Source organism: Brooklawnia sp. (assembly GCF_049651565.1).
Classification (GTDB): domain Bacteria; phylum Actinomycetota; class Actinomycetes; order Propionibacteriales; family Propionibacteriaceae; genus Brooklawnia.
In genome coordinates, this window is record NZ_JBASCI010000269.1 from 1 (window position 1) to 9,598 (window position 9,598).

General features: G+C 69.3%; 12 protein-coding genes and 1 pseudogene. 7 read left to right on the forward strand and 6 right to left on the reverse strand.

Annotation, left to right across the window (positions count from 1 at the left end; all coding sequences use genetic code 11):
• Positions 1-305, reverse strand: a 305-nt coding sequence (locus WBL05_RS13145; RefSeq protein WP_424226537.1) for a biotin/lipoyl-containing protein, incomplete at its 3' end; no start/stop codon positions are given.
• Positions 306-488: 183 nt separating this feature from the next.
• On the opposite strand from WBL05_RS13145, the gene WBL05_RS13150 reads away from it, so the two are divergent.
• Positions 489-767, forward strand: a complete 279-nt coding sequence (locus WBL05_RS13150) for a hypothetical protein (RefSeq protein WP_424226539.1) — start codon at positions 489-491, stop codon at positions 765-767.
• 12 nt (positions 768-779) lie between these two features.
• On the opposite strand, the gene WBL05_RS13155 is transcribed toward WBL05_RS13150, so the two are convergent.
• Positions 780-2,348, reverse strand: a complete 1,569-nt coding sequence (locus tag WBL05_RS13155; protein WP_424226541.1) for a leucyl aminopeptidase — start codon at positions 2,346-2,348, stop codon at positions 780-782.
• 62 nt (positions 2,349-2,410) lie between these two features.
• Here WBL05_RS13155 and gcvT point away from each other — a divergent pair, with 62 nt between their 5' ends.
• Positions 2,411-3,508 carry a glycine cleavage system aminomethyltransferase GcvT gene (gene gcvT / locus WBL05_RS13160; RefSeq protein ID WP_424226543.1) on the forward strand — a complete coding sequence of 366 codons (1,098 nt, stop codon included), beginning with the start codon at positions 2,411-2,413 and terminating at the stop codon, positions 3,506-3,508.
• Here gcvT and WBL05_RS13165 read toward each other — a convergent pair.
• Both WBL05_RS13165 and WBL05_RS13170 read right to left on the reverse strand, forming a co-directional pair.
• Positions 3,491-3,709 (reverse strand): hypothetical protein, encoded by a 219-nt coding sequence (locus WBL05_RS13165; protein ID WP_424226545.1) that lies wholly within the window; start codon positions 3,707-3,709, stop codon positions 3,491-3,493. The genes gcvT and WBL05_RS13165 overlap by 18 nt on opposite strands.
• Positions 3,709-4,287, reverse strand: coding sequence for a DUF3043 domain-containing protein (locus WBL05_RS13170; RefSeq protein WP_424226546.1), 579 nt, complete (start codon positions 4,285-4,287; stop codon positions 3,709-3,711). The genes WBL05_RS13165 and WBL05_RS13170 overlap by 1 nt, the downstream gene beginning before the upstream one ends.
• A gap of 96 nt (positions 4,288-4,383) precedes the next feature.
• Between WBL05_RS13170 and WBL05_RS13175 the strand changes: the two genes are divergently transcribed.
• The 3 genes from WBL05_RS13175 (at position 4,384) to WBL05_RS13185 (ending at position 5,820) form a co-directional block, all read left to right on the forward strand.
• On the forward strand, positions 4,384-5,112 hold the full coding sequence (locus tag WBL05_RS13175; RefSeq protein ID WP_424226548.1) for a PspA/IM30 family protein: 729 nt from the start codon (positions 4,384-4,386) through the stop codon (positions 5,110-5,112).
• Positions 5,109-5,399, forward strand: a complete 291-nt coding sequence (gene pspAA / locus WBL05_RS13180) for a PspA-associated protein PspAA (RefSeq protein ID WP_424226550.1) — start codon at positions 5,109-5,111, stop codon at positions 5,397-5,399. Before WBL05_RS13175 ends, pspAA begins: the two co-directional genes overlap by 4 nt.
• A gap of 73 nt (positions 5,400-5,472) precedes the next feature.
• Positions 5,473-5,820, forward strand: a complete 348-nt coding sequence (locus tag WBL05_RS13185) for a HesB/IscA family protein (protein ID WP_424226552.1) — start codon at positions 5,473-5,475, stop codon at positions 5,818-5,820.
• Between the two features lie 76 nt (positions 5,821-5,896).
• On the opposite strand, the gene WBL05_RS13190 is transcribed toward WBL05_RS13185, so the two are convergent.
• Complete coding sequence (locus WBL05_RS13190) at positions 5,897-7,360, reverse strand: GuaB1 family IMP dehydrogenase-related protein (RefSeq protein ID WP_424226553.1); 1,464 nt, start codon at positions 7,358-7,360, stop codon at positions 5,897-5,899.
• A 143-nt stretch (positions 7,361-7,503) separates the two neighbouring features.
• Here WBL05_RS13190 and WBL05_RS13195 point away from each other — a divergent pair, with 143 nt between their 5' ends.
• Entirely contained in the window at positions 7,504-7,986 is a 483-nt protein-coding gene (locus tag WBL05_RS13195) for a response regulator (protein ID WP_424226555.1), read from the forward strand.
• Between the two features lie 69 nt (positions 7,987-8,055).
• Positions 8,056-9,099 carry an anthranilate phosphoribosyltransferase gene (trpD, locus tag WBL05_RS13200; protein WP_424226557.1) on the forward strand — a complete coding sequence of 348 codons (1,044 nt, stop codon included), beginning with the start codon at positions 8,056-8,058 and terminating at the stop codon, positions 9,097-9,099.
• 176 nt (positions 9,100-9,275) lie between these two features.
• On the opposite strand, the pseudogene WBL05_RS13205 reads toward trpD, so the two are convergent.
• Positions 9,276-9,598: pseudogene (locus tag WBL05_RS13205) on the reverse strand (hypothetical protein); the annotation flags it as partial.

The following is a 9,598-nucleotide window of genomic DNA, read 5'->3' on the forward strand; positions in this document are numbered from 1 at the left end:
GGTTCGGGTTCGGGCTGCGCGGCGGGGGCCGCGGGCTCCTCGGCGGGAGCGGCCGGCTGCGCCTCGGAGGCCTCACCGATGATGGCGAGCACCGCGCCGACCGGGGCTTCCTCGTCCTCGTTGACCCGGATCTCGAGGAGGGTGCCCGCCACGGGGGAGGGGACTTCGGTGTCGACCTTGTCGGTACTGACCTCCAACAGCGGCTCGTCAACCTCGACGTGCTCACCGACTTCCTTGAGCCAACGGGAGACGGTTCCTTCGGTTACGCTCTCGCCCAAAGCAGGCAAAGTGACTTCAGTCGACATGGGTAGGCTCTCCTTCGAAATGCCATCAATACCGTTGTAAGCCTAGCTGGATTGCCCCGGCTGCGCCCGGCTGCCGAACCGGTTCGGCGGGTGCCCACCGAACTCACCGCGCCGACGTGCGGGAATAATGGAGTGGTGGCACCCTTTGGGCGGTTGTTCTCCCGGACCCGGCAGCGTCGGGCTGTGGTCCGCGGCGATCGGTTCATCGACGACGACACCCGGCAGTTCCTGGTGTCGTTCATCAGGCAACGCCGCGGCGTCGAGGCCTGGGTCGAGCCGCCCACGCGGTTCAACAAGCCGTCGCTGCTGCTGATCGCCCACGACGGCGAATGGGCGCGCCGGGCGGTGCCGTCCGGGGCCTGGGCGTTCGACTTCTGCGCCAGGCACCAGGTGCCCGCCTACCAGGCCGGCGTCGTCCCCTACCCGCAACGCAAGCGCGACTGGGACGCCCGGCACCGCTAGGTGCCAAGCGGGTCAGCCGGCCATCGACTGGGCCAGCGCCACCAGGGTGCGAACCCCCATCCCGGTGGCCTGCGCCGGCACGTAGTCGTGCGGGGCGTCACGGTTCCAGGCCGGACCGGCGATGTCCAGGTGCGCCCAGTTGGTGCCGGCCGCCACGAAGTGTTGCAGAAAGGCAGCCGCGAACAGGGCGCTGCCGTAGCGGTCCTTCTTGGAGCGCAGGTCGGCCACGTCGGATGCCAGCTGGCTGCGGGCGTGCGAGGTGATCGGCAGGTGCCAGAACTCCTCACCGGCCGACTCGGCGGCGTCCAGCAACCGGTCTGCAGTGGCTTCGTCGTTGCTCATCAGCCCGCCCACCCGGGTGCCCAGGGCGACCATGCACGCCCCGGTCAGGGTGGCGATGTCAACCACCAGGTCCGGGCGGTCGGCGTTGGCGCGGGCCAGGGCGTCGGCGAGCACGATCCTGCCCTCGCAGTCGGAGTCGATGTTCTCCACCGTGGTGCCGTCGTGGATGGTCAGCACGTCGCCGGGACGGTAGGCGGTGCCGGAGATCATCGATTCCGCCAGCGGGGTGTAGCTGGTCACGTGGACGGCCAGTCCACGCTCGGCGATCGCCCTGGTCGCCGCGATCACCGCCGCGGCACCGGCCATGTCATGCTTCATGGTCAGCAGGCTCTCGGCCGGTTTCAAGTTGTAACCGCCGGAGTCGTAGGTGATGCCCTTGCCGACCAGCACCAGGTGCTGGCGGGCCGAGCGCGGGTGGTAATCCAGCCGGAGCAGCCTGGGCGGCCGCGCCGAACCCCCGCCGACCGCCAGAATGCCGCCGTAGCCGCCCTTCTCCAAGGCTGCCTCGTCGAGCACCTCGACCTCCACGCGGACGTCCTTGAGGTAGCCGCGGGCTTGTTCGACGAGGTCTGCCGGGCCCAGCAGGTTGGGCGGCAGGTTCGTCCAGTCGCGGGCCACGCAGACCGCCTGCGCCACCGTCCGTCCGGCGTCCAGGGCCTGCTGGGACGCCCGCGATGATCCGACCACACCGATCGACTCGATCGTCGGCCGGGTGGGTTCGCGGCGCAGCTTCGCGAAGCTCCACGACGCCAGCAGCGCCCCCTCGACCACGGCCTGCAGATGCGCGTCCGAGGTGGCCTCCAGGCTGACCACGATGCGGCGCGGGGCGGGGGAGCCGTTGGAGGCGGCGTGCCGTACCCCGATGGCGGCGGCTCGTCGCAGGTCCTCCGGACGCAGATCCAGGTCGTCACCCAGACCGACCGCCAACACCCGGATGCCAGGCAGGTTGAGGCAGGTGAGCCGGTCGACGTCGGTCTGCGCGCCCTGATCGGTGAGCAGGTTGGCGAGCTGGCTGCCGCGCCCGGCGGCCCGCTCCAGTTCAGCGGTGGCGCCGATCACGGTGGGCTGGCCCTTGGATGTGGCCAGCCCGATGACCACGTCGCTGGCCCTGCCGATCGACTTGACCAGTTCGACCCGGGGCAGCGCGGTGCGTCCCGGATCGAAGCGGGCCGGTTCGAACAGGTTCTGGTGCGGGGTCGCCATCTGATACCTCTCGCGGTCGGTTGAGTTCTGCGTCATCAGGCTAGCCCGTCACCCGCGGTGCAGTAGCGTGGCTGCCGTTGACCCCATTGAGGTGAGCCATGTCCGAACAGTCCCTGCACCAGTCGCCGCTGCACGTCCGCCACGAGGCGGCTGGCGCCAAGATGTCCGAGTTCGGCGGCTGGCTGATGCCGCTGGAGTACGGCGACGGTGGCGTGCTGGCCGAGCATGCCGCGGTGCGGGAGGCGGTGGGCATCTTCGACGTCTCCCACCTGGGCAAGCTGCGGGTCAGTGGACCCGGTGCCGCCGACTACCTCAACCGCCAACTGTCCAACGACCTGGCGAAGATCGGCCCCGGTCGCGCGCAGTACCACCTGCTGTGCAACGCCACCGGCGGGGTGGTGGACGACATGATCGCCTACCTGGTCAGCGACGACGAGGTGCTGTTGATTCCCAACGCCGCCAACTCTGCTACGGTCGCCGCCCTACTGGCCGAGCAGGCGCCACCTGGCGTGCAGGTCACCAACCTGCACCACGACCTGGCGGTGATCGCCGTCCAGGGCCCGCGTTCGGATGAACTGCTGGCATGGCTCGGCGTGCCCACGCAGATGGGTTACATGGGCTTCGAGCGCCTTGACGAGCAGACCACGGTGTGCCGCACCGGGTACACCGGCGAGCGGGGCTGCGAACTGGTGATACCGAGCCGGGACGCCGACGGTTGGTGGCAGCGGCTGCTGGACGCCGGCGCCCGGTTCGGCGTCCGGGCCTGCGGGCTGGGGGCGCGCGACACCCTGCGCACCGAGATGGGCTATGCCCTGCACGGCCACGAGCTGTCGCCACAGATAGATCCGGTCAGCGCCGGGGTGTCGTGGGCCGTCGGCTGGGACAAGCCCGAGTTCGCCGGCCGTGAGGCGCTGCTGGCGATCCGCGAGGCCGGTCCGGCGCGGCGTTCGCGCGGCATCAGGGCCACCGAACGCGGCATCCCGCGTCCGGGCATGGAGGTCGTGGCACCCGACGATACGGTGATCGGGGTGGTCACCTCGGGCACCTTCTCACCAACCCTGCGAGTGGGCATCGGCCTGGCGCTGGTGGACGCCGACCACAGGCCCGGCTCGGCCGTCAGCGTGCGGGTGCGGCGCCGGCTGGAGGAGTTCGAACTGGTCAAGCCGCCGTTCATGGCCTCACGCGTCCGCCAGTGACATCGGCCCGTAGACGAGCCGATCGGATTCGAAGAGGCTGACCTGCTGGACACCGAGGTCCTGCAGGTCGAGGTAGAACTCGCCGAGCCACTGCTCGGCAGTCGCCTGGTCGGCGAAGCGGGTGCCGAGCCCCACCGCGGCCAGGTCGTCGTCGGTGGCTGTCGCGCCGGGCGCCAGTTCGGCGTCCCACCAGTAGGCCATCAGTACTGCGCGCCGCGGTCGAGGGCTGCCGGGGGGCGGCGGAAGCGCCGCATCGCAACCATCCGGGAGGCCATGTACATCAGCAGGCCACGGCGCGGAGCGGTCGGCGCCCGCTGCGCCAGCAGCCGCTTGTACATGCTCCACATGAAGGCGACCTCGATGATGACACCGACCATGATCGCCCAGATCGCGTAGGACGCGTAGAGCGCCAGTTGCGGGAACCAGGTACCGGCGATGAACAGCGACATCGCCAGGAACAGCAGCGGCCAACTGAACTCGCTGAAGGTCCAGCGGGCGTCGACGAAGTTGCGCAGCAGCACCCGTTCGGGACGCACCTCGGCGTCCTGGTAGGCCTTCTCCTCACGGACGCGGCGGATCTCCCGCTGGCGGGCCTTCTGCTCCCGCTTCGACAACGTCGGACGCATCCGCTCACGGCGAAGCTGCTCGGCTTCCCGGCGGCTGAGCGTCGGCGCGCCCTTGCCCTGCTCCGGTTCGGGATGCTGGGCGGCGTCGTCGGTCGCAACCTCCGCGGGGCGATCGGCCGCGTCACTGCTGTCATAGGGGCGGAAGAGTCCCACGAATTTCCTTCTACTCGATGCTGCTGTGGCCATCCTAGTTGCCCGGGGCGTGAACCTCTAAGCTGGGGAGAGCACGAAAGAAGGGCGACTCAGCAGATGGCAGGTATCTTCCGCCGTATCACGCGGGCGCTGGGGTCCAATGGTGAACCCGAGCAGCCCGCCGACCCGATCCGCGATGCCTATGGTGAGCAGATCGAGCTGTTGCAGCAGGTGCGCCGCGGGGCCGCCGAGGTTGCAGCCAACCGCAAGCGACTCGCCCAGCACATGACACAACTGGCTGCCGAGGTCGATTCGCTGACGGTGAGTGCGCGGCGGCTGCTCGAGCAGGGCCGTGACGATCTGGCCAGGGAGGCCCTGCTACGCAAGCAATCGCTGTCGGCGCAGTTGACGGCGCTCGAGGCCGAACACGACCAGTTGCGGCTCACCGAGGAACGACTGGTGCTCACCAGCACCCGGCTGCACGCGAAGATCGACGCCATCCGCACCAAGCGCGACACCGTGTGGGCGAGCTACTCGGCCGCCGAGGCGCAGGCCAGGGTGGCGGCTGCGTTTGCCGCGCTGGATGGCGACCTCGGACGTGCCGGGCAGGTCGTCCAGCAGGCCGCCCAGCAGTCCGACGCGGTGGCAGCTCCCCAGCAGGTGGCCTCCGAACCGCGGCAGGGGGACTCCGACGAACAGGCCGCCTCCGAGCTCGCGGCCATGAAGGCCGAACTCGCCAGCCGGGATCCGGTCGAGGCGGAACATGGTTCCTACCGGCAGCCGGGTGAGCCGGCCGAGCCGGAAGTGCAGGACACCTGGCCGGCCGACGCGAGGCGGGCACAGTGATCGTCCGAATCATGGGACAGGGCCAGTGGGAGGTGCCCGACGACCTGGTGATCCGGCTCAACGTGCTGGACGAGATGGTAACCGACGCCGTGGCCTCCCGCGATGCCGAGGAACTGGCGCTGGCCCTGGCCGAGATGGCCGATCTGGTCAAGAGGTACGGCACCTCGGTGCCGCCCGGCCGGGCCCGGCTGAGCGACCTGATCGTGCCGGACGTGCAGGCGTCCATGACCGAGATCAGCGAGTGGCTGCAGGAGAGCCGCGCCGAGGACGGTCTGATCCCCGGTTGACACGGTCGTAGACTGGGACGCAGCCCGGCACCACCACCGGACTGCTTGCTTAGAGACCTATGGAGCAGATGAGATGACCGATACTTCCGTGCGCACAACCGGCGTCACCCTCACCGAAGCCGCCGCGACGAAGGCCGCCACGCTGCTGGCTGCCGAGGGCCGCGATGATCTTGCGTTGCGCATTGCTGTGCAGCCGGGTGGTTGTTCGGGCCTGCGCTACCAGCTGATGTTTGACGACCGCGAGCTCGACGGCGACCTGAGGGATCCCTACGAAGGAGTCACGCTGGTCGTCGACCGGATGAGCGCCCCCTACCTGGGCGGGGCGACGATTGACTTCATGGACACCATTGAGGCGCAGGGCTTCACGATCGACAACCCGAACGCGTCGAACTCGTGCGCCTGCGGCGACTCGTTCCACTGATCGCCCAACGCTGACCTGAGCAGCGGGCGTCCGGCTCCAACGGTCGGACGCCCGCTGTCGTCGCGCCCGGGCGGGTTCACAACCAACTGGACGCCAGCGGCTGGCCCTCGTCGTAGCCGGAGGAGGACTGGATACCGATGACGGCACGATCGTGGAACTCGGGCAGCGTCCGGGCGCCGGCGTAAGTGCAGGACGAGCGGACGCCGGAGGTGATCCAGTCGACCAGGTCCTCCACGCCCGGGCGCTGCGGATCCAGGTACATCTTCGAGGTGCTGATGCCCTCCTCGAACAGGGCGGCCTGGGCCCGGTCGAAGGTTGACTGGTGCCGGGTCCGGTTGCGCACCGCGCGGGCGCTGGCCATGCCGAAGTTCTCCTTGTAGGCGCGGCCATCGGCGTCGTGCAGCAGATCGCCGGTCGACTCGTGGGTGCCCGCGAACCAGCTGCCGATCATCACATTGCCCGCGCCCGCGGCCAGGGCCAACGCCACGTCGCGGGGATAGCGGACCCCGCCGTCGGCCCAGATCGCGCGGCCATGCTCGCGGGCGGCCGCGGCGCACTCCAGCACCGCCGAGAACTGCGGACGTCCTACGCCGGTCTGCATCCTGGTGGTGCACATCGCCCCTGGTCCGACGCCGACCTTGACCACATCTGCGCCGGCCTCCAGCAGGTCCTCGGTGCCCACCGCGGTGACCACGTTGCCGGCCACCAGCGGGACGCGGTACCCGGTGGCGGCGGCGAACTCGTCGCGGACCGGCACCACCGATTCCAGCGCGTCCATCATCCGTTGCTGGTGGCCGTGGGCGGTGTCGAGCACCAGCACGTCCGCGCCCGCCCGGAGCAGTTCGTGGGCCCGGCCCGCGGAGTCGCCGCTGATGCCGATCGCCACCGCAACCTTCAGCCGGCCCTCGGCGTCCAGCGCCGGTCGGTAGATCCCGGAGCGGATCGCCCCCCTGGCGGTCATGACGCCGACCAGGACACCGTCAGCGTCCACCGCGATGGCGATCCGTTGCCGGTTCTGGGTGAGGGTGTCGAAGACCTGCTGAGGGTGGGTTCCAGGCTCGACCAGCGTGAGAGTGGTGGTCATGACTTCGTGCACCTGCGCGAACCGATCAACACCCCGGGTCTCCATCTCGCCGACCAGCCCGAGGGGGACGCCGTCGTCGTCGACGACCACCGCCACGCCGTGGGCGCGCTTGGCGATCAGGGTCATGGTGTCGCCCACCGGCCAGGTCGGCGCGACGGTGATCGGGGTCTCGAAGACGGCCGGGGCGCGCTTGACCCGGGCGATGGACTCGGCCAGCACGTCGACCGGGATGTCCTGCGGCAACACCGCCAGCCCGCCACGGCGGGCGATGGTCTCGGCCATCCGGCGCCCCGAGATGGCGGTCATGTTGGCCACCACCAGCGGCAGCGGCAGGTCCAGACCGTCGGTGGAGGTCAGGTCGACATCGAGCCGGGACGTCACCGTGCTCCGGTTCGGCGTCATGAAGACGTCACTGTAGGTCAGGTCATGGGCCGGGGTGTTGGACAGGAATCGCACGTGCCCATTGTCGCGGGCGGGGCAAGCCGCCGGCACCGGGAGGGGGTGGTTTGCTGTCGAGCCAGCCGGCTGACGCGGTAGCATCGTCATGACCAGTGGTGCGGCCAACGCAGGGCAGCGCCGGTGAGGGCGAGGAAGAACCGATGAGCGAGAACCAGGATCAGAGCGCTTCTGATGTGCTGAAGGTTGTCATCTACTCCAGCGACCGCCTGGTTCGCGAGCAGATCAGGCTGGCCCTCGGACGCAAGATCGCCTCCGACCTGCCGGAACTTGACATAACCGAGTTCGCCACCGGTCCCGCGCTGATCAAGGCGCTGGACAATGGGCAGTTCGACGTCGCGGTCTTTGACGCCGAGGCCCGGCCGGGTGGGATGGGCCTGTCGCACCAGATCAAGGACGAGATCCCCGGCGCCCCGCCGATCGTTCTGCTGATCGCCCGGGCGGCGGATGCCTGGTTGGCCACCTGGTCGCGGGCGGAGGGGATCTCGCCGTACCCGGTGGATCCGATCCGGTTGCCCGACGACGTCGCCCAGGTCGTTCGTGATCACCGGGCTGGCCGGCGGACGCCACTGTCGTCTGACTTGGTCATCCCCGGTTCGGGCAGCCGTCACCAGTCCGGGGAGTGATCAGCGCCCGGTCTGGGGTGCAGTCGGACAGGTCGGGGCCCGGTGAGCTGACGGATTAATCTGGCCACCATGAACTTCACATGGCCCAATATCCTGACTGGTCTGGTTCGCGGCGATGACCTTGATTCGGCGACCACCGAATGGGCCATGGGGGAGATCCTTGCTGGTAACGCGACCCCAGTTCAGATGGCCGGCTTCATGGTGGCGCTGCGTTCCAAGGGCGAGACGGTCACCGAGTTGAATGCGCTGGCCAACGGCATGCTGGCCAAGGCGACGCCGATCGACTTGCCGCACAATGCGGTGGACGTGGTGGGATCGGGTGGCGACCGCGCCAACACGGTGAACATCTCCACGATGGCCGCGATAGTGGCCGCCGCGGCCGGGGCGAAGGTGATCAAGCACGGTAACCGGGCCGCCAGCTCAATGAGCGGGACGGCTGACTGCCTGGAGGCGTTGGGCCTGGCGCTGGACGTCTCACCGGATCGTCAGCGGCAGGTTTTCGCCGAGTGCGGTCTGGTCTTCCTGTTCGCGCCGATGTACCACGGCTCGCTACGGCACACCGCGCCGGCGCGCAAGGAGCTGGGCATCCAGACCACGTTCAACTTCCTCGGGCCGCTGGCCAACCCGGCGCGCCCGGTCGCCCAGGCGATCGGGATGGCGAATCTGCGCGTCGCTGAACTGGTCGCCGGCGTGCTGGCGTCGCGGGGTAATCGCGGCATGGTCTTTCACGGCGACGACGGTCTGGACGAACTGACGACCACCACCCATTCGGACATCTGGCTGATCCGCGGTGGACAGGTGGTGCGAACCGAACTCGACCCGTCAGAACTCGGCCTGCAGCCGGCCGAACCGGCCGACCTGGTGGGCGGTCCGCCCGCCCACAACGCCCAGGTGGTTCGCGACATCTTGGCCGGGATGACCGGGCCGGTGCGCGACATCGTCCTGCTCAATGCCGCTGCAGCTCTGCTCGCCTTCGATGGGCCAGATCTGGCTGCGCCAATTACCGGACAGCTGCGTGATCGGTTGGGACGCGTCGCCCGCGCGATCGACAACGGATCAGCTGCCGAGCTGCTCGACCGATGGATCGAGGTCACCAAACGCGTCCGAGGCTGAGCGACGCGTCAGGCGAGGGCGCGGCAGTCCAGCCGCCGGCATGTCGGTGCCCGTCCCGTGCCCCGGGGCGCTCGAGTGTCGCGCGCGCCCGTGGTCTCAGCTCCTCCGGACACCCCACCTCCCGTCGGCGGTCGCTCGACATCCTGCCATCCGGCGACATCGGTGCGGCCGGGTGGTCAGCTGGCTTCGTCCAGTGGCTCCGTTTCGTCTGGGAGTTCGGCTTGAGCCGGTGGTTCGGACTCCTCGGTGAGTTGGGACTCGGCTTCCGTCGGGTCCGGCTCGGTGTCGGCCTTGGGTTCTGCCGCCTCGGCCTCCGACCCTGCCTCGGCTCCGGCTCCCTCCTCGGGTATCTGGATGCGGGTGGTGCCGTTGGCGGTGACGAGGTATTGGTAGCCGGCCGGTGAGGTCCAGTGGAACACCCCGGGCTCGGGCTGCTGGAGTTGCCAGCCGCCGAAGGTCTTGGCGCGGTGGGTGAATCTGGACAGCGGCCCCAGGTTCC

What these genes read in the sequence shown, in the direction of transcription:
- WBL05_RS13155 (WP_424226541.1), bottom strand. Translation starts at nt 2,348, where the DNA reads ATGACGCAGAACTCAACCGACCGCGAGAGGTATCAGATGGCGACCCCG.
- gcvT (WP_424226543.1), top strand. Translation starts at nt 2,411, where the DNA reads ATGTCCGAACAGTCCCTGCACCAGTCGCCGCTGCACGTCCGCCACGAG.
- WBL05_RS13165 (WP_424226545.1), bottom strand. Translation starts at nt 3,709, where the DNA reads ATGGCCTACTGGTGGGACGCCGAACTGGCGCCCGGCGCGACAGCCACC.
- WBL05_RS13175 (WP_424226548.1), top strand. Translation starts at nt 4,384, where the DNA reads ATGGCAGGTATCTTCCGCCGTATCACGCGGGCGCTGGGGTCCAATGGT.
- WBL05_RS13185 (WP_424226552.1), top strand. Translation starts at nt 5,473, where the DNA reads ATGACCGATACTTCCGTGCGCACAACCGGCGTCACCCTCACCGAAGCC.
- WBL05_RS13195 (WP_424226555.1), top strand. Translation starts at nt 7,504, where the DNA reads ATGAGCGAGAACCAGGATCAGAGCGCTTCTGATGTGCTGAAGGTTGTC.
- trpD (WP_424226557.1), top strand. Translation starts at nt 8,056, where the DNA reads ATGAACTTCACATGGCCCAATATCCTGACTGGTCTGGTTCGCGGCGAT.